The organism is Brevibacterium spongiae (assembly GCF_026168515.1).
Taxonomy (GTDB): domain Bacteria; phylum Actinomycetota; class Actinomycetes; order Actinomycetales; family Brevibacteriaceae; genus Brevibacterium; species Brevibacterium spongiae.
On record NZ_CP093443.1, the window covers coordinates 4,072,248 to 4,093,350 of the forward strand.

15 protein-coding genes and 1 tRNA gene are annotated in these 21,103 nt (G+C 67.2%); 4 read left to right on the forward strand and 12 right to left on the reverse strand.

The window, feature by feature from the left end:
* Positions 1–97 precede the first annotated feature (97 nt).
* A complete protein-coding gene (locus tag L1F31_RS18230) occupies positions 98–1,267 on the reverse strand; it encodes a PucR family transcriptional regulator (protein ID WP_265418631.1) in 1,170 nt (389 codons plus the stop codon).
* A 185-nt stretch (positions 1,268–1,452) separates the two neighbouring features.
* Between L1F31_RS18230 and L1F31_RS18235 the strand changes: the two genes are divergently transcribed.
* Genes L1F31_RS18235 through L1F31_RS18245 form a run of 3 tightly spaced genes read left to right on the forward strand, consistent with a single transcriptional unit; the run spans position 1,453 to position 5,835 of the window.
* Positions 1,453–2,784: an MFS transporter gene (locus tag L1F31_RS18235; protein ID WP_265418632.1), complete on the forward strand. Its 1,332-nt coding sequence runs from the start codon at positions 1,453–1,455 to the stop codon at positions 2,782–2,784.
* 20 nt (positions 2,785–2,804) lie between these two features.
* Positions 2,805–4,532 (forward strand): thiamine pyrophosphate-binding protein, encoded by a 1,728-nt coding sequence (locus L1F31_RS18240; protein WP_265418633.1) that lies wholly within the window; start codon positions 2,805–2,807, stop codon positions 4,530–4,532.
* A gap of 31 nt (positions 4,533–4,563) precedes the next feature.
* Positions 4,564–5,835 carry a M20 family metallo-hydrolase gene (locus L1F31_RS18245; RefSeq protein ID WP_265418634.1) on the forward strand — a complete coding sequence of 424 codons (1,272 nt, stop codon included), beginning with the start codon at positions 4,564–4,566 and terminating at the stop codon, positions 5,833–5,835.
* A gap of 12 nt (positions 5,836–5,847) precedes the next feature.
* Here the strand turns inward: L1F31_RS18245 and L1F31_RS18250 are convergent, their stop codons facing one another.
* The 11 genes from L1F31_RS18250 to L1F31_RS18300 form a co-directional block, all read right to left on the reverse strand.
* Positions 5,848–6,246 (reverse strand): type II toxin-antitoxin system VapC family toxin, encoded by a 399-nt coding sequence (locus L1F31_RS18250; protein WP_265418635.1) that lies wholly within the window; start codon positions 6,244–6,246, stop codon positions 5,848–5,850.
* A complete protein-coding gene (locus L1F31_RS18255; protein WP_265418636.1) occupies positions 6,243–6,488 on the reverse strand; it encodes a type II toxin-antitoxin system prevent-host-death family antitoxin in 246 nt (81 codons plus the stop codon). Before L1F31_RS18255 ends, L1F31_RS18250 begins: the two co-directional genes overlap by 4 nt.
* A 105-nt stretch (positions 6,489–6,593) precedes the next feature.
* Positions 6,594–7,199: a hypothetical protein gene (locus L1F31_RS18260; protein ID WP_265418637.1), complete on the reverse strand. Its 606-nt coding sequence runs from the start codon at positions 7,197–7,199 to the stop codon at positions 6,594–6,596.
* Between the two features lie 527 nt (positions 7,200–7,726).
* Positions 7,727–8,308, reverse strand: coding sequence for an NlpC/P60 family protein (locus tag L1F31_RS18265; protein ID WP_265418638.1), 582 nt, complete (start codon positions 8,306–8,308; stop codon positions 7,727–7,729).
* A 106-nt stretch (positions 8,309–8,414) separates the two neighbouring features.
* A complete protein-coding gene (locus L1F31_RS18270) occupies positions 8,415–9,011 on the reverse strand; it encodes a hypothetical protein (RefSeq protein ID WP_265418639.1) in 597 nt (198 codons plus the stop codon).
* A 248-nt stretch (positions 9,012–9,259) separates the two neighbouring features.
* Positions 9,260–10,477 carry an MFS transporter gene (locus tag L1F31_RS18275; RefSeq protein ID WP_265418640.1) on the reverse strand — a complete coding sequence of 406 codons (1,218 nt, stop codon included), beginning with the start codon at positions 10,475–10,477 and terminating at the stop codon, positions 9,260–9,262.
* A gap of 10 nt (positions 10,478–10,487) precedes the next feature.
* Entirely contained in the window at positions 10,488–11,606 is a 1,119-nt protein-coding gene (locus tag L1F31_RS18280; protein WP_265418641.1) for a MerR family transcriptional regulator, read from the reverse strand.
* 147 nt (positions 11,607–11,753) lie between these two features.
* Complete coding sequence (locus tag L1F31_RS18285; RefSeq protein WP_265418642.1) at positions 11,754–13,130, reverse strand: NAD-dependent succinate-semialdehyde dehydrogenase; 1,377 nt, start codon at positions 13,128–13,130, stop codon at positions 11,754–11,756.
* Between the two features lie 92 nt (positions 13,131–13,222).
* On the reverse strand, positions 13,223–15,142 hold the full coding sequence (gene selB, locus L1F31_RS18290; RefSeq protein ID WP_265420470.1) for a selenocysteine-specific translation elongation factor: 1,920 nt from the start codon (positions 15,140–15,142) through the stop codon (positions 13,223–13,225).
* 62 nt (positions 15,143–15,204) lie between these two features.
* Complete coding sequence (selA, locus tag L1F31_RS18295; RefSeq protein WP_265418643.1) at positions 15,205–16,608, reverse strand: L-seryl-tRNA(Sec) selenium transferase; 1,404 nt, start codon at positions 16,606–16,608, stop codon at positions 15,205–15,207.
* A gap of 101 nt (positions 16,609–16,709) precedes the next feature.
* A tRNA-Sec gene (locus L1F31_RS18300) sits at positions 16,710–16,804 on the reverse strand.
* Between the two features lie 200 nt (positions 16,805–17,004).
* On the opposite strand from L1F31_RS18300, the gene L1F31_RS18305 reads away from it, so the two are divergent.
* Complete coding sequence (locus L1F31_RS18305) at positions 17,005–21,087, forward strand: phosphodiester glycosidase family protein (protein WP_265418645.1); 4,083 nt, start codon at positions 17,005–17,007, stop codon at positions 21,085–21,087.
* Positions 21,088–21,103: the final 16 nt, after the last annotated feature.

Sequence of the window (21,103 nt, forward strand, 5' to 3'; positions counted from 1 at the left end):
CCAGCGGGTTCAAAGTGCGGGCGCGGTGAATCTGATCGGGGCGTCCGCACTTTGAACCAGTTGATGCGCCTCTGCTGCGACACCGCCGCGCCCCAGCTCACGCCCATCCGACGACGAGGCGGGCCGCCTCGGCGGGGATCATCGGGTCGACTCCGGTGAGTTCGGCGAAACGGCGCAGCCGGTTGGCCACGGTGTTGCGGTGGCAGAACAGAGCTGCCGCCGAGTCACCGATGCTTCCCGAGGCGAGGTAGACCCGCACCGCCTCGATGAGACGCTCCCGCTCGACCGGCCCGCAGTGGGCAAGCGCCGATTCGACATCGGCGAGGATCGGGTTGCCCGCCGCGTTGAGCGACCGGGCAGCCAACCTCGCCCACCCACGTCGCCACGTCATCGCGGACGTCTCATCAGGGCCGATGACGTCGGCGAGGTCTCGTGCCGTCAGCGCCGAACGGCGCAGAGCCCCGATGCTCTCGGCACGCACATATCCGACCCGCGCCTCGGCGACTCTGCGGGTGAGCTCGCCGGGAGACTCGGGGGCGACCGTGAACGCGATGAGAACCTCGCCGAGGTGGTGCGTGAACATGGTCCCGCCTGCGCGGGCATGATCGGAGATGAGGACGCGCAGCGCTCGGACATCGTCCCCGGTGGCGGCGATGACGAGCAGCGGGGAATCCACGTCGAGGCCGAGGCCCGCCGCGATCGTCGACAGACGTTCGCCGGTCGGGTCCGGATCGTCGAAGAGGCTGGCGATGAGGCCGGCGTGCACCGAGAACTCCTCGGCCCGCATCCGTGCGAGCTCAGCCGTGTAGGCCTGTTGGACCTGGGAGACGTATTCGTCGACGGTGGAGAGGACGATGCCGGTGTGGCGGATGACGAGTTCCGCATCATCCTGGCTCGCCACCCGGGTGAGCACCTCCCACAGCACGTTGAAGTCGTGACGAATCGCTGTCATCAGCGCCTCCAGCGGAATGCCGGCACGTGCCCGGGAGACCCCGACCTCCGTCGAGACGGCGACCGGCCCGTCGAAGCCGCCGGCTCGCAGCCCCTCGATGAGGGTGGAGAACGACAGCCGCCCGGTCCGGCGCAGCTCCGAGACCGGGATCGGGGCGGGATCGTAGCCGGAGACCGTGACCACGCGGGTCATGAATCTCTCGGTCAGCTCGTCGAGGTCGAGGGCATCGAGGAGTTCGAGCCAGCGCCGCTCGTCTCCGGGTTCCGGTCTGTCCCGCAGCTGTCGTGTACCCGCAAATCCGTCATGCTCATCCATCACACACCCAAGAGTATGTGCATGTGCACAAGCGCAGTCAGATTTTCGGCGACAAATGCGCCTGGAAAAGAACATGTGACACTCTGTAAGGTCGAAACCTGCCGGTCGATCACAACGACCGGTGCACTACCTGCAACTGGATGCGGCCGGCCCGGCCCCGATCCCACTACTCGACGGAGAGAACCATGAGCGAGCAGAACATCACGGCGTCCGCCGAGCTCAATGCCACAACGGAATTGAGCATCAAGGACGCGAACAAGGTCGCCGCCGGCGCCCTCATCGGCACCGCCCTCGAGTGGTACGACTTCTTCCTCTTCTCGGCCGCGGCTGCCCTGGTCTTCAACGTCCAGTACTTCACCAGCGAAAACGCCACCGCCGCCGCCATGGCCTCCTTCGCCACCTTCGGTGTCGGCCTGGCCGCGCGCCCCATCGGCGGTCTGATCTTCGGCCGCATGGGCGACAAGATCGGCCGCCGGAAGGTCCTGCTCATCACGATCATCGGCATCGGCGTCGTCACCGGTCTCATCGGCCTTCTGCCGACCTATGCGGCGATCGGCTTCGCCGCCCCTGCCCTGCTCGTCCTCCTGCGCATCCTCCAAGGCCTCTTCGTCGGCGGCGAATGGTCGGGCGCGATGACGCTCGTCGTCGAGAACGCCCCTCTGCACCTGCGGGCCCGGTACGCGGCGATCCCGCAGATCGGTTCGCCCATCGGCACGATCCTCTCCTCCGGCGGGTTCTTCATCATGACGCTCGTGTTCTCGCAGGAGAACTTCAACTCCTTCGGCTGGAGGATCCCGTTCCTCATCGCCCTGCCGCTGCTCGTCGTCGCCGTCTACCTGCGCTCCCGCCTCGAGGAGTCCCCGGTCTTCCGCCAGCTCGAAGAGTCCGGTGAAGTCGAGAAGAGCCCCATCCGCACGACCTTCCGCGACTCGTGGAAGCAGATCATCATCGGCATGGCCGCGGCTCTGCTCGGCGTCGGCGGCTTCTACCTCGTCACCGCGTTCTGCGTCTGGTACGGCGTCAACGTCCTCGGCTACGACGATTCCCTCCTCCTGCTCGGCAGCATGGTCGCCGCCGCCGTCGAAATCGGTGCCCTCATCTGGGGCGGCGCTCTGGGAACGAAGTACGGCGCCTCGAAGGTCATCCTCTGGGGCGGAGTCGCCTCGGCGATCGTCGCGGTTCCCGCGTTCTTCATGTTCGAGTCCGGCAACCCGGTCCTCGTTGTCATCGCCATGACCCTGGCCGTGTCCACCCTGTCCCTGCCCTACGCGGCATCGGGCACGGTGCTCACCGGACTCTTCCCCGCCACCACCCGCTACACAGGTGTGGGCATGGCGCAGAACGCCGCAGGCATGCTCTCCGGCTTCATCCCGCTGCTGGCCACGAGCTTCGTCGCCTCCGCCGGCGACCACTGGTGGCCGGCCGCCGCGATGCTCGTCTTCCTCTCCCTCTTCACCGCCTTCGCCGGCTACGTCGCACCCCGCATGAGCGTCGACCTGCCCGGCTTCAAGCACTGATTCGAAAGGACACCTCCACCATGGCGCGTTCCGCCGGTCATCTCATCGTCGACACCTTGGAGAACGCGGGGACCGAACGCGTCTATGCCGTCCCCGGCGAGTCCTACCTCGACGTCCTCGACGGCCTCTATGACTCCTCCGTCGACACAGTGGTCTGCCGTCAGGAGGGCGGGGCCGGGTTCATGGCCCTGGCCGAATCCCGGCTGACCGGGCGTCCCGGCATCGCCATGGTCACCCGCGGTCCGGGTGCCGCGAATGCGATGATCGCCGTCCACACCGCCTGGCAGGACGCGACCGCGCTCGTCCTCTTCGTCGGCCTCGTCCCGCTCACCGATCGGTCGCGGGACTCCTTCCAGGAGTTCAGCCTGCCCGAGTGGTTCTCCTCGACCGCGAAGCGCGTCATCACCATCGATGACGAGCACCGCGCCGGAGACCTCACCGCCGATGCCCTGCGCATCGCCGCGTCGGGCCGTCCCGGTCCCGTCGTCGTCGGCCTGCCCGAGGATGTGCTCGTCCGGCTCACCGAATCCCCCACCCCGACCCTCCCCGAGGCGGCTCCCCCGATCCCGGCGAACGCAGAGCTCGAATCGCTGACCGCCCGCATCGCCGCTGCCGAGCGTCCGGCGTTCGTCCTCGGCGGTGACGGCTGGCAGTCGGGCTGCGGTGCGGATCTCGCTCGCTTCGCCACCGCGGCGGGGGTTCCGGTCTTCTGCGATTGGCGCGCCTACGATGCGCTGCCGCACAGCTCCCCGGCGTGGGCCGGGTGGCTCGGCTATGGTCGCGCCGATGCCGTGGCGACCGGTTTCGCCGAGGCGGACCTGCTGATCTTCGTCGGCTGCACCCGTTCGGATGTGGCAAGCGACGGGTACACGATCGGCTTCGACGCCGAGACCGTGCTCGTCTCCCTCGACCCCGAAGCCACACAGCACGCCGGGCGCATCGACCAGCAGATACTCGCTGGGCCGCAATCGTTCACCGCAGCACTGACCCGTCTCGATGCCGCCGCTTCCCGCGGCTCACGGACCGATGACTGGATGGACGAACGCGCGGCGGCACAGGCCCGGTTCGCAGCTCATCGACCCGACGCCCAGACGGCGCCCGCCGATTCGGGGTCACACGGTGCGACCCCGCACGGGGTCGACCTCGGAGTGGCCTTCGGGATCCTCGACGACCGCCTCGGCGGGGAGGCGATTCTGACCTACGGGGCCGGCAACGCCACGATCTGGGGTCACCGTTTCATCCGGCACAACACTCCGGCCAGCCTCGTCGGAGCCCGCAACGGAGCCATGGGCCTCGCCGTGCCCGGTGCGGTGGCCGCGTCCCTGGCGTACCCGGACCGATGTGCCGTCGCGATCTGCGGCGACGGGGACTTCCTCATGAACGGGCAGGAGGTCGCCACGGCCTTCGCGCACGGTTCCAAGCCGCTCATCATCGTCGTCGACAACGGCGTGTACGGCACGATCGTGTCCCACCAGGAGAACCACTATCCGGGTCGCCCATCGGGCACGCGGATGGTCAACCCGAACTTCGCGACGTGGATGTCGGCATTCGATACGAGCAGCTCCGGGGCCGCCTCGGCGGGGGCCGATCCTTCTGTGGCCGGGCTGACCGGGCACGGTGAGCGCGTCGAGACGACCGAGGCGTTCGGGCCCGCGCTCGATCGCGCCCTGGCAGCAGACGGGCCCGCCCTCATCCACGTGCTCATCGACCCCGCCACCACGCCGCCGGCCGCCGACGAAATCGCCTGACAGACATCTCTGCATCTCGAAAGGATTCCCCATGACTGTTTCTTCACCCTCCCTGATCAGCACCGATCGTGAGGCAGAGTTCCTCGCCGATTGGTCCGTGCATTCGCGTTTCGGTGCCGTCGAGGGCACGAACGGCGTCGACCGGCAGGCGGCGAGCGAGGCCGATGGGCAGCAGCGGAAATGGTTCGAGGACCTGCTCGTCAAGCACGGTTTCAGCGTCCACCGGGATGCCATCGGCAATCAGTTCGGGCTGCTCGAGCTCGTGCCCGGCGCCCCCTATGTGCTCACGGGTTCGCATATGGATTCCCAGCCCACGGCCGGCCGTTTCGACGGCGCGTACGGGGTGATGTCCTCGGCACACGCGTGCTTCGCCGTCGCCGATGAGCTGCGGGCGGATCCGGCGCGGGCGAAGTTCAACCTCGCCGTCGTCAACTGGTTCAATGAGGAGGGCTCCCGGTTCAAGCCTTCGATGATGGGCAGCAACGTCTTCACCGGCAAGGCCGAGCTCGAAGCGGCTCTGACCACCCGTGATGCCGCAGGTGTCACCGTCGCCGAGGCGCTCGATGCACTCGGCGAGCGCGGGGACTTCACAGCTCCTGAGATCGCCTCCTATGCGGAGATCCATGTTCAGCAGGGCCGCAGCATGGAGGAGGACGGGGTGACGATCGGCCTCGTCAACGCCACATGGGCGGCTCATAAATACGAGTTCAAGGTCACCGGGGCGCAGGCGCACAGCGGATCGACGCTCATGTCGGACCGTCAGGATGCTCTGCTCGGGGCGGCGCGGCTCGTCGTGGCCGCCCGTGAGCTCGTCGATGATTTCGAGCCAGGGGCGCTGCACACCGCATGCGGTCAGCTCACCGTGTACCCGAATTCCCCGGTCGTCGTCGCCAGTGAGGTCAGCCTGCTGCTCGACCTGCGCTCGCCCAGCGCCGAGGTGATCGCCGCCGCCCATGACAAGCTCATGTCCACGATCGCCCAGGTCAGCGAGGACGATCGGGTCGGCATCGAGGTCGTCGCCGAACACAGTTGGGATCAGAACCCCTACTCCGAGGCCGGGGTCGAGCTGGCACGCACGGTCGCGGACGACTTGGGACTCACCTCGGCGCGGGTGATGACCGTGGCCGGGCATGATTCGACGAATATGAAGGACGAGGTGCCCACCGTCATGCTCTTCATCCCCAGCGTCGACGGGGTCTCGCACAGCCTGGAGGAATTCACGAAGGACGAGGATCTGGTCTCGGGTCTCCATCACCTCACCGAGGTGGTTCGCCGGCTCGCTGCCGGTGCATTGGCGGCGTGACGGCGAAGGAGGTCAATCCTCCCAAGGATTGAACAGCCTGACTCCGGTATTCGCGAAGTCGGCGATGTTCCTCGTCACCAGCGTCAGAGAGTGCGCGAGTGCGGTCCCTGCGATCAGACTGTCCATGTCGGGCATCGGGTCAGGGACGTGCAATCGCGACGCCTGCACAGCCACTTCGGCATCGACGGCAAGAATTCTTCTGTCGAAGACCTCAGAGACCTGTTCGTCGAACCACTGTCGAAGGACGGATCCAGCGTGGGCGTCCCGTCGGACGCCGACGTCGAGTTCGAGGACCGTGATGGCGCTGATGGCCAGATCGTCGATCCTCTGCGCGGCGATCCAGGATCCGACGGGAGTCCGCTCGCCGCGGCGAGCGTCACTGACGATATTGGTGTCGAGCAGATACCTCACAGTTCGGGCACTCGCAGCGATCGCTGAGAACGATGAGGCAGATCGAGGTCCGGATCATCGTCGTGGATGACGAGGGCATCTCCGACGAGGTCCGATCTGCCGCTGAGTTGATCGTACTCATCGGCAGTCAGCAGAACATGCGCGCGGCGACCATGTTCGGTGATGGTGACCGGTCCGTGTTTGGCCGCACGTTTGGCCGCCGATACGTCCCGGTTGAATTCCCGACTCGACATCGTGGTCATCTTCCACCTCCCGAAATGTCACTACTGTAGGTACATTCTATCTCGGGGTTGTGGACGAATCCATAGCCTGATGCCGAGTGGACAGGACTCTCGGACCCGCGGTCATCAGTCGATGGAGTCGACGTCCTGGTTCTCGTCGACGAGCTTCTCTGCCAGCGGCTCCCACTTGTCGTAGGCGTCGGGATAGCCGGAGCGCTGCACTTCCTGTGCTGCGTCACCGGGGTCGATGCTCTCCCAGTTGTCGATCTGGGTCAGTCCCGGGTTGTCGGTTCCGGAGTCGACGCCGTAGAAGGCTTTCGATGCGTACACGGTGTCGGTGACTTCCTCGGCCGATCCCCAGTTCATCGAGGGACGCTGCTGGAAGGCACCGGCGGAATCACGGTCTCCGCCGTCGAGGTCGTTGAGGCTCGATTCCTGCAGTGCGGTCATCACGGCGATCGTCTGCGCCTGCTTCGACAGGTCCGCGCCCTTGCCGACGCCGATGATGGTGCGCGCATTGTCGACCTGCTCGTCGCTCAGCTCGCCCGGGTCGTCGATCCCTCCGGTCGAGCCGGCGTCGGATTCGCCGCCGTCCGAGGCTCCTGTGTCCTCCTGCGAGACGCCTCCGGAGATCGGGTCGGCCGAGGCCGAGGTCGCCGTTGCCAGGGAGACTCCTCCCGCGAGGACGGCTGCGGACAGTGCAGTCACCGCAAGTGTGCGCGCACGTTTCATCTGTTCTCACTTTCTTCGTCGATCGGGCACGCGGCCCGGTCGGCGACTCCTGGTGCGCGGCACACGTGTTGTGTTCTGCGGCATTTGGTCTGTGATCGGCACAGGAACACCAGTGCAGAAGGTGCCGTGGAATCGCCCCACACCACACTGACGGACCGACCGGCCCTGTTCAATGAAGAGAGCCTTTGAGGTGACTTCGTCTCGTCGCAACGAATCGTCACGGTTCGGTGTGCATGTCATCAGAGTCCGCTGAACGCTCCGCGGCCACCAGCGGCGCTCTCACCAGGCAGTGACCCGGGTCTCGAACGTCTCGTCGGGCTGTTCGCAGGCGTGGGCCAGCGAAGACTCAGTCGCTCCGACGTGACCTCCTCAACACACGCATCGTCGCCGCGTCCCTGATAGGGGACGCGGCGACGATGTGCTCCGGTGCGCGCAGCACTGCCGGCGGATCACTGCCCGATCAGTGCCGGCGGATCAGTGCCGGATCACGGACTTGTTCAGAGGGATCTGATCATGAGCCTTTCAGATCACAGACCGTTCAGGCGGTACGGGACGAAGCTGTCGTCCTGGTCGTACGGGTAGGAGACCTCGTGGGCCACCGTGCCGAGCGAACCATTCTCCTCAAGGGCGTGGTAGGCGGTCTTGTCGTCATTGGCCCAGCCGTTGAAGATCACCACATGGCCGTTGGCGCCTTCGGTTCCGGGGCCGCCCTTCATGAGGACGTCGCCGGGCTTCAGTTCATCTTTGTCGATCTCGTGGGCGACATTGGGCAGTGTCACCGTGTTCAGGCTTTCATCGAGGCCCCATGCCATGGAGACGAAGCCCGAGCAGTCCATCCGGTACTGCTTGCCCTGCGGATCCGGGTGGGTGGCGTCCCAGTTGTAGGGAACGCCCTGGTCGACCCAGGTCTGAGCGCGGCTGATGATCTCATCGCGACGGTCATCTGCCTGCGTCCCGGCGGTCTGCTTCTGTGTGCCCTGCGTTTCGGTGCCCGCGGCCTGTGCAGGTGCCGATTCGGCTTGTGCGGGTGCGGTGGCCAGCGTGGTGCCGCCGGCGAGGATTCCTGCGGTGAGGACAGTGGTCGTGAGTGTGCGCGAAATCTTCATCATTTCTCCTGATCATTCTCGTGTGTGCATCTGCGACGTCGACAGTGTGATTTCGGAAAGGGTGATTTCGGACGGAGTGTTTTCGGGTGCGTTGCGGATGGCCCGCGTCTCAGCTGATCGGGGCGACGTCCTGGTTTCCGTTGACGAGCTCGGTCGCCAGCGGTTCCCACTTGTCGTACTCGGCGGGGAAGGCGGAGCCCTGCACCGCTTGGGCGGCGGCTCCCGGTACCATCGTCTCCCAGCCCGCGATCTGGATGAGGCCGAGGTTCGTGCCCTCGGGGTTGACGCCGTAGAACGACTTCGAGGCGTAGACCGGATTGGTCACCTGGGCGAGGGTTCCCCAGCCCATGGAGGGACGCTGCTGGAACAGGCCGGCGGAGTCTCGGTCTCCTCCGTCGAGGTTGTAGAGGCTCGACTCCTGCAGTGCGGTCATCACCGCGATCTTCTGCGCCTGGGTCGACAGTTCTGCTCCCTTGCCGACGGCGATGATCGTCCGAGCGTTGTCGATCTGCTCCTGCGTGAGCTGAGTGGCGTCCTGAGTGCTGGGCACCTTGCCGCCGTCGAGCGCCTTGCTGGTGAATGGTGCGGCTTCCTTGGAGACGGGGGCCGTTGTGGGTGCGGCCGAGGCGGTCGTCGCCATGGATACACCACCGGCCGCGACTGCGACGGACAGTGCCGTCAGCGTGAACTTGCGTACGAGTGTCATCTGCTTCCTCTTCGTCTGTGTGGGCTGATGCTGTGGTCGAAAACGCGAGACCAGCTGAGTGGGGAAGCGATCGCATACCGGCATCGATCACGCAAGCGATCCTGCCTTTTCGCTCACGCCTTTCAGCCTGTCGGACCTGTTGGGCGTCCTCAACAAATTCCGTTTCAACATCACGCCACAGGTGTCTCAACACGGTTTCAACAACACGTGAACCCGGATCCGTCGAATTCGGATCAGTCGGACTCGGATCAGTCGGACTCGGATCTGAAGGTCCGCAGCGTGCGGTCCCGCCCGATGGCGAACGAGGCGGCCACGGCGATGAGGCTCGCGGCCGTGATCATCGCACCCGTTCCGAAGAGTCCGGCGACGAGGCCGATGAGCGGGTTGACCACGACCTGCGGGGCTTGTTGGACGACGATGAGCAGACTCTGGAATCTCGACACCTTAGCTGCCGGAGCCAGCAGGACGTAGGCTGGGAAGACGTGCGCGGTGAAGACCACGACTCCGACACCGACGACGACGGTCGCTGCACAGGCCGCCCTCCAATCGGTCGACACAGCCAGACCGAGGAGTCCTGCGGCCACGATGCACGGTCCGAGGACCATCGGGATCGACACCCGATCCGCGATGCCGCGCCAGGCGAAGACGGCGCTCATCAGCAGACCCCCGGCGATCCATCCGGATTCGATGAGTCCCGCCTCGGCGGCGGTCCATCCGCGTTCGCGGGCGGCCAGGGGAATGCCGAGGAGGACCGCCGGGATCACGGCGCCGGCCACGATGGACACCCCCGTCAGCAGGGCCGGGACTCCCGGTGTCGTCCGGGCAGCTCGCACCCCGTCGACGATTCCGCGCATGCTGACCGGATTGGGCAGGTGCTCCACGCGCCGAGGCGGTCGGATCGCGAGCAGTGTGAGGAGCATGATCAGGCACCCGAGCACATCGAGCAGGGCCACCCCGGAGAGGCTGATGATTCCGATGAGGATTCCGCCCAGCGGCGGAGCGATGGTGCGTGCCAGCTGCGCGGCCATGCCCGATCGGGCCATGGCTCTGCCCAACGAGCCCTCGGAGACGAAGAGTCGTGGGAAGACTCCGACGGCGGGTCGGTAGAACGCGGCCACCGCCCCGATGAGCACGGCGGCCGTCAGCAGGACCGGCGGCGGGGTCGACCAGGCTGTCACGGCGAGCGCGAGCCCTGAGCCGATGACCATGAAGGCGAGTGTGCACGCGAGCATCACCCGGCGCGGCCCGAACCGGTCGGCGACCGCCCCGCCGAGCAGTCCCAACAGCACCGACGGCAGGACGGTGAGTGTGAATACCCAGGCGGCGAGGTGCGGTCCGTGGCCGGAGGCGACCCACGTCAGGGCGAATCCGAGGACTCCGGTGCCGAGTTCGGTGACGACCGAGGTGAACACCCACGTGGTGAATCCCTTCGGCAGCGGGGCTCGGCCCCTGCCTGAGATCCCCATGGCGCGGGGCTCAGACCCGGCGCGGCATGACGAGGGCCACGAAGTCGGGTTGGCTGGGAGCCCGCCACACGAGGGGATCGGCGTCGCCGCCCCAGTCGCAGATCAGTTCGTCGCCGACGGCCGCCTCGGCGATGGCAGTCAGTGAGGCGACGGAGAGTTCGAACCTCTCCGATTCTCCCGGAAGGAACACCCCGGTGCCCGGCGACCGGCCCGCAGTCTCGTCGACGAGCCGCAAGATCTCGTTGCGCCGAAATCGGCTTCTGCCTCGCCGGCGAGCGACAGCCGCCTCCACAGTGCGGCCGATATCGGGGAAGCCGCGGTCGGGCTGTGTCAGGGTCGTCGACTCCCCGTCGGAGTCCTCCAGCGAAACGTGCACCTGTTCGGGGCGGTCGACGGATCCGCCGGTGACAGCGATCGTGAAGGCCACCTCGGTGCTCTGGATCAATGGCGAAATGAGCGCCGAGGCGGTGACGACCGTCGACGCGCCGACCGGCCCGGGCGCCCCGTCTGCAGCCGACGGAGCGTCGACCTGGGCGGGGATGCGCATGCGCGCCATGAGCATGAAGCCGTCGGTCACGGCCAGGGTGAGAGCATCGGTCCTGATCTCCACGCACAGGTCGTCGAGGGGCGGATCGGCTGTGTCGGTGTCCTTCGGCCGTGCCAATTGGCGCACCGCAGCGGCGAGCACGGCGGAGTCGACTCGGGCGCGGCTGACCCGCGGCGTCTCGGACCGGGATCGGAGCACCGCTTTGAGGTCGTCGACCAGCGCCGCGGCGGAATCGGCTCGGCCGACCGCTTCCGCGAGCCAGTCGTCGAGCAGGGCTCCGGCGGTCGCCGGTTCGCTGTCGAGGATGGTGCCGATCGTGCGCAGCCGGAATCCTGCATCGCGCAGTCGTCGGATCCAGATCGCCCGTTGCTGCTGGTCGAGTCCGTAGTAGCGGTAGCCGGTCCGGTCCTCGACGTGTGCGGGTCTCAGAAGTCCGCTGCTGCCGTACTCGCGCAGAGCGCTGGCGCTGAGCCCGACGGCGCGAGCGAAGTCACCGATCGTCTGCAGCGACCGGCTCGTCGACTGCTGGCCTCCGGTGACATCGGCGGTTCCGGTGGCTTCGGGTTCGCGCGTGGACTCCATGGACCCATCATCGACGTTCACCCCGACTGAAGGTCAAGAGTCCGGGAGAAGTCGCTGCCATCCCCCGGCACCCCCTCATCGCCGCCGCACTCGGCTGAGTTCGACGACGCGACGACGCTGAGTCCTACTCCATGAGTAAGCAGGCCCCTACTTCGCGACGAAGTGGAGGCGCTTGTTGACGAACTCGCCCATCCCGATCGGGCCCATCTCACGGCCGAAGCCCGAGCGCTTCACTCCACCGAAGGGAATCTCCGCAGCCTCGGCGGCGATGGTGTTCACATGCGTCATACCGACTTCGAGGCGAGAGGCCACCCGGTCGGCGCGGGCCTCATCGGTGGAGAACACCGACCCGCCCAGCCCGAGGGCACAGTCATTGGCGAGCTCGAGAGCCTCCTCGTCGCTGGACACCTTGAACACGGTGGCTACGGGTCCGAAGATCTCCTCCTCGTAGGACTCGGAGTCCCGGGGCACGTCGACGAGCACGGTCGGCGAATAATAGGCGGCCCGTCCTTCGCCGAGCTCCCCGCCGACCAGCACCCGTGCACCCTCGGACACGGCCTTCTGCACCTGCGCGTCAACCGTCTCGGCCGCGGCGCGGGTCGACAGCGGCACGTATTCTCCCTCGCCCAGTTTCGCGGGGTCGCCCGGCTTCAGCCCTGTGCCCAGCTTCACGAGCTCGGCGACGAACTCGTCGTAGATGTCGTCCATGACGATGAGGCGTTTGTTCGAGTTGCACACCTGGCCGGCGTTGTAGGTGCGGAACTCCCACGCCTCGCGAGCCACAGCGGCGACATCGTCGGCATCGAGGACGACCATCGGGTCGATGCCGCCGAGTTCGAGCACTGCCTTCTTGAGGTTCTGCCCTGCCTGCGCGCCGATGATCGCTCCGGCCCGTTCGGATCCGGTCAGGGACACGCCTTGGACGCGCGGGTCGGCGATGATGGCAGCGATCTGATCATGGTTGGCGAACAGGTGGGAGTATCCGCCCTCGGGCACTCCGGCGGCGCGGAAGATCTCTTCGATGAGCAGGGCCGAGCGTCCGCAGATGTCGGCATGCTTGAGCATGATCGTATTGCCGAGCACGAGGTTCGGTGCGGCGAAGCGGGCGACCTGGTAGTAGGGGAAGTTCCACGGCATGACACCGAGCAGGGCACCGATCGGCAGGGCCTCGATGCGCGCGGTGCCGGGGATCGTCGACGGAATCTGGTAGTCCGTGGCGAGGGTGGGGCCGTGCACGCCGTAGTACTCGATGATGTCGGCGGCGAATTCGACCTCGTCGACGGATTCGGCATAGGACTTGCCCATCTCGGTCGAGATCGTCTTCGCGAGTTCGTCCTTGCGCTCATGGAAGATCTCCGCGGCGCGCCGGACGATGCCCGCACGTTCCTGGATATCGGTGTCCTTCCAGGTCAGGTACGTGGTGTGGGCGGCGGAGACGGTGGTTTCGATCTCGGCGTCGGTGGCCTCTGTGAAGGTCTCGACGATCTCTCCGGTGGCGGGGTTCTGGACGCGGTAGTTCGACATTGAATGCAGCTCCTCATAAGTCGTGGCGATCGTCGCCCGAGACGGGCGCGATTGATCACTTCACGATTGATTGTAATACAATCTTTGCTCGATCAGCGAGCGACTTCGCGATGCGTGGTGTCGATCCGTCGGGTCCATCCGCGCGAGTCGAGGTGCTCGAGTAGGGGGATGACGGTCCGCCTCGTCGTCTCCAGTGCTTGTCTGGCCTGGCTCGTCGTGAACGGCTGGTCGAGTCCGGCGAGGATCCGCATCGCCTGCGCCGGCGTGTGCGGTGAGACGACGATCCCGTCGCCGAGGCGCAGCACCCTTCCAGCTTTTTCGGCGACCGCGAGCTCCCGCGCTCCGAGCCCGAGTTCACGGAGGTCATCGGCCTCGGGTGCAGCGAACGGTGAGGCGGCCAGGCGCCGTTCGAGTTCGGCGATTCCGGGTTCGGCCGCACCGAGGTCGGCCGCGTGGCCGGGTGGGCGGACCATGCCGTCGACCGATTCGAGACCGGCACGTGAAATGACCGCACCCAGCAGCGTGCGAGTCGCTGCGGCAGACGCATCGGGCAGGGGCAGAGTCGTTCGCCCGTTCCCCGTGCCGGTCCGGCGCAGCGCCTCGGCTATGGCCTTGACGGGGACTCCCGGCGCCATCGGTTTGGCCGCGAGTTCGCGGGTGACCAGGGATTTCGCTGTCTCGACCCACGCGGTCAGCGCGGGGCCGTGGACAAGCCACTCACCGACGGACTCGATGTCCGCAGGCAGCGCGGCAGCCCCGGCGTCAGCACCGGCGGCTGCCTCAGCTCCGTCACCGGCAGTCACCTCAGCCTCTCCCGGCACCGGCAGACCGAACCGGGTGAGGACGGAGCGTTCGACGGCTCCACGGCGGGCCACCTCGGCGAGGATATCGCCCTCATCCGGACGTTCAGCCAGCTCGCGGCCCCGTCTCACGCCGGCACCACGACGGTTGAGCTCGGGCGGGTCGACGTCGAGGACAAGCAGTCCGGCATAGACGTTGCGGCTTCCGGGCGCGCGGAGCACGATGCGGTCGCCGACCTGCAGCGGCAGGGGCCGCTCGAGGGTGATCCGGGCGTGGTCGGCGTCGAAGGCGCGCAGATGCACGGGCACGGCGGCCGTGCCGATGTGCGCCATGAGTTCGTGGACCCCGGAGTCGAGGTCCTCGCCCATCGTGCGGCGCACATCGCCGATCGTCACGACCGGCCAGGCGTCGGGAGTGAGCAGGACGTCGCCGCGATGGAGGTCCTCGGCGGGGACGTCGCGCAGGTTCACGGCCACGCGGGCCTGCGGGGTCACCTCGGCGACGGAGGCGTTGCGGGATTGGAGACCGCGGATGGTCACGGACCGGTCGATCGTCTCGCCGTGCAGGTCGACGCTTTCGCCGGTGCGCAGGGTCCCGGCGGTGAGCGTGCCCGTGACGACGGTGCCGGCGCCCTTGATCGTGAACGCGCGGTCGATCCACAGTCGCACCCGCGCCGAGGTGGTCGGGTCCTCGGCGGTGGCCGTGAGCTGGTCGAGGACGTCGATGAGTTCGGGCAGCCCCTGACCGGTCGTCGCGGAGACCGTGACGATGGGCGCGTCCGCCAAAGGCGTGCCGCGCAATTGGGCGCTGACCTGGGCTTTCGTCGACTCGATCGTGTTCGGGGCGAGGTCGGCGCGGGTGATGACGACGAGACCGCGAGTGATGCCGAGGGCCGCGATCGCGTCGCGGTGGTCACTCGACTGGGCCTGCCAGCCCTTGTCGGCGGCGATGACGAAGCAGGCGATGGGAGCGGGGCCGAGTCCGGCGAGCATGTTCGCGAGGAACTTCTCATGCCCGGGCACGTCGACGAAGGCGAGCTCCCGTCCTGAGGGCAGGGTCGTCCAGGCGAAGCCGAGGTCGATGGTCAGTCCGCGCTTCTTCTCCTCGGCCCACCGGTCGGGTTCCATCCCGGTCAGGGCGTTCACGAGGGTCGACTTTCCGTGGTCGACGTGCCCGGCGGTGGCGATGACGAAGGTGCCGGCGGTGGGCATCTTCGGTGAGGTCGTGTCAGTGGGTCGGGTCGTGTCAGTGGGGTCTGGCATGGTGGGTCTCCTCAGGCACCGTCACCGAGGCGGCCGAGCACCGCGGTGACGGCGGCGGCGAGGCGGTCGTCATCGGTTTCGGGCACGCAGCGGAGGTCGACGAGGCATCGTCCCTGGTGGACTCGGGTGACGATCGCGGGATCGCCGGTGCGCAGCGCCGGTGCGCAGCCCTCGGGCAGTTCGACCGCCCAGCCGGGCAGCGGCACTCCGGGCGCTCCCCCGCCGCCGACCCGACCGTCGTGGGCCACGATGGCGGCGCCGACCGCCTCGGCGAGGGTTGCGGTGCGTTCGCGCAGCCGGTCGAGGTCGATGTGGAGGGCGTCGTGGATGGGATTGGAGGTGTGGGTGATCGTCGCTTCGAGGGCGGCGAGGGTGAGTTTGTCGGTGCGCAGCGCCCGGGCCAGGGGGTGCTTGGCGACCCTCTGCACGGCCTCGGTCCGGCCGAGGATGAGTCCGGCTTGGGGGCCGCCGAGGAGTTTGTCGCCGGAGACGATGACGAGGTCGGCCCCGGCGCGCAGGGCGGTGTCGATGTCGGGCTCGTCGGGCAGGGCGGGATCGGGGGTGAAGAGTCCGGAGCCGAGGTCGACGATGAGCGGCAGCTCGTGCTCATCGGCGAGTGTGCGCAGCTCGGCGACCTCGACCGAGGAGGTGAAGCCTTCGACGCGGAAATTGCTTGTGTGCACCTTGAGCAGGCACGATGTGTCCTCGCCGATGGCGTCGGCGTAGTCGGCGAGGTGGGTGCGGTTCGTTGTTCCGACTTCGCGCAGCCGTGCTCCGGTGGTGGTCATGAGGTCGGTGAGCCGGAATCCTGCGCCGATCTCGATGAGTTCGCCGCGGCTGATGATGATCTCGCCGGGGCTGGCGTCTGACCGCGCTGTCGACGGTGAGTGCACGGGGTTCGGCGCGGTGTCTCTCTTTGCACCGGATCCTGCCCCTGTCCCCCGGTTGCGCAGTGCCGTGACTGCGAGCAACAGGGCGGCGGCTCCGTTGTTGACGACGAGGGCGTCCTCGGCGGCGGGGCAAGCCTGCAGAAGTGCCGCCTTCGCCCGGGTGCCGCGTTTGCTGCGACGGCCCGAGACTAGGTCCATTTCGACGTCGACGTAGCCGGCCGCCTCGGTGACGGCTTGTGCTGCCGCGGGTGAGAGTGGTGCTCGGCCGAGGTTCGTGTGGACGAGGATGCCGGTGGCGTTGAGCACCGGGGTCAGGGAGGAGGCCGCACGGGAACCGAGCTTGGAGATGATGGTGGGGGCCACCTCGGCGACCGGGATCTCACCGGTGCGAGCCGCAGTCTGCACCTCGGCGATGATCGCCTTGATGGTCGCCTGGTTGAGGTGCTCACCTGCAGCGATGACCTCCGGATCGGCGAGGAGGCGGTCCGTGCGCGGAATGTTGCGACGCGGGTCGGTTGCGACCATCTGGCCTCCTTGGATGTGCCGGCACGGGTGCGCGAGCCGAAGTCTCCCCACGGTTCTCGGCACCGCTGACCGTGACGATCGGCGTCGGCGCGGACGATGTCTGGCGGAGGCGGACGGGAATCGAACCCGCCAGACCGAGATGCTCGGTCTCACTGGTTTTGAAGACCAGGGCGCCCACCAGGACACGGACGCCTCCACGCCGATCCTATCGCGGAAGCGAATGACGATGGTGCGGTGACCGAAGCAGACAACTGGACTCCCGTACAGTGGGCCGGTGCCAGGTGTGCAGCGGTGCGGTCCTGATCTTCCGACCGAGTTCACTCAGCATTCGCTCAGGCTTCTCCATGGGCGGCCTAAGGTGACAAGGTTCCCAGCCATCATCGCTCGAAGGTCATCATGCCCTCCTCACTCCATCCTGCCTGGTCATCCACCCGATTCTCTTCGTTAGGAGCACGCCGCTCCCCCGCATTCGTCCCCGCGATCCTCACCACGTTGGCTGTCCTCGCCGCCCTCGTCGCGCCCGTGGGAACGCTTCCCGGTCAGCCGGGGCCCGCCTCGGCGCCGGCCTATGCCGCACCGCCGAGTGATGACGACCTCGGCAAGGACGGATCGGCGCTGCGCTCCGCGGAGACCAAGCACGTGGCCCCGGGGTTGGAGCTGACGAACTTCTCCCGCCTCGAGGACGGCGGCTGGAACAACGGCAATGTGCTCACCGCGGACCTCACCACGGATTCCCTGTCGATGGACGTCCGCGATACCGGCAAGGTCGCCGGCGGCGGCACGACGAGCGAGATCATGGCCGGAGGCCCCGACGGGAAGAAGGCGGTCGCCGCCGTCAACGGAACATTCTTCGACATCAACAAGTCGTGGGCGCCGATCTACACCTCGGTGTCGAAGGAGGGCATGCGCATCGGCTCGAAGGAGCCGAAACCGGCGCTCACTCTCGAAGACAAGAAGGCCGCGGTGTCGATGCTCTCGGCCGCGGGCACGCTGTCCCACGACGGGCAGGAGACGGAACTCGGCGGACTGAACAACCCGGAACTCTCCCCCGACTCGATCGGGGTGTACAACGAAGCCTGGGGCGATCACACGCTCGACCGTCCGGTCGGCGGACCCGATGAGATCGCCGCCGAGGTCGCCCGCGTCACCGTCGTCGACGGCAGAGTCACCGAGGCCTCCGGCATGGTCGAGAAGGCAGGAGATCCCGAGATTCCCGCCGATGGTCAGGTACTGCTCGGTCGCGACGCGGGGGCGAAGACGCTCTCAGAACTCGAGGTCGGCGATGAGGTCGACGTCGAGATCGGTCCCAGCGAGGACGTCGACATGGGGATTGCAGGCAGCCATCAGATCCTCACCGACGGCACGGTCCCCGACCTCGCCGCCGGTGACCTCGAGGACACCGCCCATCCGCGCACTGCTGTGGGCATCAGCAAGGACGGTTCAGAGCTGTTCGTCACCACCATCGACGGACGCAGCGAATCCTCCGGCGGCATGAGCCTTGAGGACATGGGCGAGTTCTTCTCCGACATCGGCGCCTTTAACGCGGTCAACCTCGACGGCGGCGGGTCGACGACGATGCTCGCTCGCGCCGCCGGCAAGGATGCGCCAGTGGTGCAGAACGACCCGTCCGACGGTGAGCAGCGCACAGTCGCCAACGCCCTCGTCTTCTACTCCGATGCTCCGGCCGAGCAGCTCACCGATGCGCAGATCGAACCCGAACTCGACAAGCAGACCACGGTGCTCAAGGGCCTGTCCCGGACGATGAAGGGCACGGGGCTCGGGGCGAATCTCGAACCGGTGGCCGCCTCGGGGACGTTCAGCGTCGACGGCGGAGTGAAGCTGGGCGAGTCCGATGAGGCGAGCGCACGCGTGACTGGTGAGTCCACCGGCAAGGGTCGTGTGAGCTTCGAGGTCGGCGGCCACACGGCACGGAAGGAACTCGACGTCATCGGCGAACCGGTCGGACTGTGGCCGAGCGCGCGGACGATCAACCTCGAAGACGCCGAGGACTCGCAGTCCGTGTCTCTGACAGGGTACGACTCCGAGGGCAGACGATCGCTCATCGAAACCGACGACATCGAGGTCGACGCCGATGAAGGGCTCAGGGTCGACACCGACAGCCTCGGCGAACTCGTCGTCTCCGCCGATCCGGACACGGCGGCGAAGAGCGCGGACTCTCGGGACGGCGAACCGACCTCCGGGAACCTGAAGCTCACGGTCGGGGACGTGACGACGACCATCCCGGTCACCGTCGGCACCGAATCGAATGAGGTCCTCGACTTCTCCGACACCTCGGCGTTCACCGATGGCAAAGATCGGGCCACCGGGTCATTCGCGGCCGGGGAGCCGAGTCCCGAGGGCACACCGAGCATCGATCTCAAGTATGACTTCTCCACCTCCTCCGCGACGCGCGGGTATTACCTCATTCCGAAGGAGCCTGTGAAGCTGGAAGGCAACACGGTGGCGTTCGAGATGATGGTCCGCGGCGACGGCACCGGGGCCTGGCCCAGGCTGCAGGTGAGCACTCCCGACGGCACGGTGACGAACATCGACGGTGATCACATCACCTTCGACGGGTGGCAGAAGGTCCGCTTCACCGTTCCCGAGGGGCTGTCTCAGCCGCTCACCCTCGAACGGATCCGGATGATGGAGACCCGCTCTGCCGAGAAGTACACGGGCGATATCTCGATTTCCGACCTGCGGGCGATCTCCACTCCCGAGACCGACGATCCGGCCGCCTCGGCGCGGCATGATCCGGCGCTGCTGACGAACGGAACCGTCAAGGACCGCCCGCAGAACATCGCGGTCATGAGCGATGCCCAGTTCGTCGCGACGGATCCCGACTCTGCTGCGGTCGAAGGTGCCAGGCGGACGCTGAAGGAGATCCGCGCGGCGAAACCGGATCTGCTCGTCATCAACGGCGACCTCGTCGATGAGGCCTCCCCGGCCGATTTCGAGTTGGCGAAGTCGATCATCGACGAGGAGTGGGACGACTCCATCCCGTACGTCTATGTCCCCGGCAATCACGAGATCATGGGCGGTGAGATCGAGAACTTCGAGGCCGCGTTCGGCAGCCCCACGGGCGAGCGCACCGTGGGTCGGACGAAGATGGTGACCCTGAATTCCTCGGATGGAACGTTGAACGGCAGCGATGATGCGCAGCTGAATATGCTCGAAGACGCCCTCGACGAGGTGGCCGAGAGTGATGAGCTCACCGGCATCACAGTGTTCTTCCACCATCCGCCGCAGGATCCGCTGCCGTCGAAGACGAGCCAGCTCGCGGACCGGCGGGAGGCCGAGGAGTTGGAGAAGAAGCTCGGCGAGTTCCGCAAGGACAGCGGCAAGTCCGCGGCCGTGATCAACGGGCATGTGGGTGCGTTCCACGGCTCCGCGGTCGAAGGCGTGAGCTACCTGATCAACGGCAACTCCGGGAAGGATCCGGCCGGAACCCCGGCGACCGGCGGATTCACCGGGTGGACGATGCTCGGAATCGATCCCGGAGTCGGTGATGTCGGGGATAATCCGACCACGGCCGATCGGGTCGGCTGGTTGGCTGCGGAGACGAAGCCGCGGGTGGATTCGATCTCGCTTGAGGCCCCCGGTTCGCTGGCCCCGGGCCAGTCCGCGGAGGTTGCTGCATCATTCAAACAGGGTGAGCGCACCGTGCCCGTCGGTTGGCCGGCCACCGCTCAGTGGGGCGGTGAGGGTGTCGTCGTCGATTCCGGCGCCGAGGCGGCCATGCAGAAGGCGATGGGCGCGAAGGTCAGTGCCCAGGCGGCCGAATCCAGTGCCCCCGAGGCGGCCTCCGACGTCGTGCGCGTCAACCCGGCGACGGGGCAGATCACTGCCGAGAATCCCGGTACGGCGACCGTCGAGGTCACTGTTAACGGCAAGACTGCGAAGGCCACCGTCGAAGTGGCCGGGGAGGAGCCGCCTCCGGGCCCCGGTGATGACGACGGGTCCGAGGACAGCAGCGGATCGTCCGAGGGCTCGGACGACAACACCGGTGATGAGGACGGCGGATCTGACGGTGCTTCCTCGGCGGGCGGCGATGCGGCTTCCTCGGACGGACCCAACGATGACGAAGCGAAAGACGGCGGAGCGAACGACGGCGGATCGTCGGAAGGATCGGACGACGGAGCGTCGTCCGAGTCTTCGGCCGCTGCCGATCGGGGTTCCTCGTCCGACGGTGCCGCGGACGGGACCGACGGCGATTCCGACCGATCCGGGTCCGGGTCCGGCGGCGATTCCGACGGAGCCGGGTCCGGCACCGGAGCGTCGAGCGAAGGCTCGTCGACCGCCTCGGCGGGGAGCGGTGCGAACGCGGATTCGTCGGGCAGCGGATCGTCCGACGGCGATCTGCCACGCACCGGCGGGCCGGTCCTGCTCATCGCACTGCTCGGCGCACTCCTCGTCATCGGCGGAATCATCGCCGTCCACGCGGCACGGGCACGGGTGGACGCCCGTCGACCCTCTTGACCGCCGGTGTTAGCCT

Bases quoted from the DNA above. Each gene is read 5' to 3' on its own strand.
- L1F31_RS18230 (WP_265418631.1), bottom strand. From the start codon at position 1,267: ATGGATGAGCATGACGGATTTGCGGGTACACGACAGCTGCGGGACAGA.
- L1F31_RS18235 (WP_265418632.1), top strand. From the start codon at position 1,453: ATGAGCGAGCAGAACATCACGGCGTCCGCCGAGCTCAATGCCACAACG.
- L1F31_RS18240 (WP_265418633.1), top strand. From the start codon at position 2,805: ATGGCGCGTTCCGCCGGTCATCTCATCGTCGACACCTTGGAGAACGCG.
- L1F31_RS18245 (WP_265418634.1), top strand. From the start codon at position 4,564: ATGACTGTTTCTTCACCCTCCCTGATCAGCACCGATCGTGAGGCAGAG.
- L1F31_RS18255 (WP_265418636.1), bottom strand. From the start codon at position 6,488: ATGACCACGATGTCGAGTCGGGAATTCAACCGGGACGTATCGGCGGCC.
- L1F31_RS18260 (WP_265418637.1), bottom strand. From the start codon at position 7,199: ATGAAACGTGCGCGCACACTTGCGGTGACTGCACTGTCCGCAGCCGTC.
- L1F31_RS18265 (WP_265418638.1), bottom strand. From the start codon at position 8,308: ATGATGAAGATTTCGCGCACACTCACGACCACTGTCCTCACCGCAGGA.
- L1F31_RS18270 (WP_265418639.1), bottom strand. From the start codon at position 9,011: ATGACACTCGTACGCAAGTTCACGCTGACGGCACTGTCCGTCGCAGTC.
- L1F31_RS18275 (WP_265418640.1), bottom strand. From the start codon at position 10,477: ATGGGGATCTCAGGCAGGGGCCGAGCCCCGCTGCCGAAGGGATTCACC.
- L1F31_RS18280 (WP_265418641.1), bottom strand. From the start codon at position 11,606: ATGGAGTCCACGCGCGAACCCGAAGCCACCGGAACCGCCGATGTCACC.
- L1F31_RS18285 (WP_265418642.1), bottom strand. From the start codon at position 13,130: ATGTCGAACTACCGCGTCCAGAACCCCGCCACCGGAGAGATCGTCGAG.
- selB (WP_265420470.1), bottom strand. From the start codon at position 15,142: ATGCCCACCGCCGGCACCTTCGTCATCGCCACCGCCGGGCACGTCGAC.
- selA (WP_265418643.1), bottom strand. From the start codon at position 16,608: ATGGTCGCAACCGACCCGCGTCGCAACATTCCGCGCACGGACCGCCTC.
- L1F31_RS18305 (WP_265418645.1), top strand. From the start codon at position 17,005: ATGCCCTCCTCACTCCATCCTGCCTGGTCATCCACCCGATTCTCTTCG.